The 631-nt window shown below is 37.1% G+C and carries 1 protein-coding gene; it reads left to right on the forward strand.

Annotated elements, in window-relative coordinates:
• Positions 1–255 (forward strand): hypothetical protein (locus tag P20652_RS17245; RefSeq protein WP_033016958.1); only part of this gene is annotated, 255 nt, incomplete at its 5' end.
• Between the last annotated feature and the right edge of the window lie 376 nt (positions 256–631).

Consider the following 631-nt stretch of genomic DNA (forward strand, 5'->3'; position numbering starts at 1 on the left):
CTACAGGGCAATATGGCTAAAACTGTCGAAATTCATGATCAAGCTTGGAATGTGGAAGATATACAAAGAGAGGTTGATTGGTCAAAACAGCAGACTTGGAATCTTACTGAATTTACAGTCGAGAATGATCACGAACATTGTTTAATCTGTTATTGGACAATTTTTAAATCACCTGACGTTGAATCAGGTAAAGGCTATAAATTTAACAATAATTGGTTATGTTTAGAATGCTACGGAAAGTTTGTAGCAACGTAGTTATAACAAGTCAATTAAAAGGACTAAAAACAGCGGGCTGTTCGCTCCGCTCCATTTTAGCCCACTATTTTTAGCCTCTTATTGAGGCGTTGAGGCTGTAGAATTACTCTTTTTAGGAACGTATCCAACTATTCTTGGTTGGTTGCTTTTTAACCTTGAATCCATCTGTTCGCTGTGATCTAATAGATATTATTCACCCACGGTAAACTGTTATGGCTAACTACAAGCCTGACTTATCCTGTCAAAATAAATTCATTCCTATCAATTTCGCTGAGCAAATTTTGCCTGGTACCTTTGAATATGCCCTTTGTTATATCGTCGAAAATAAACTCGATTTATCGGGATTTGACGCGTGGTATAACAACGACAAAACGGG

The sequence above is a fragment of the Pseudoalteromonas sp. BSi20652 genome, from assembly GCF_000239855.1.
In the GTDB taxonomy this organism is placed as follows: domain Bacteria; phylum Pseudomonadota; class Gammaproteobacteria; order Enterobacterales; family Alteromonadaceae; genus Pseudoalteromonas.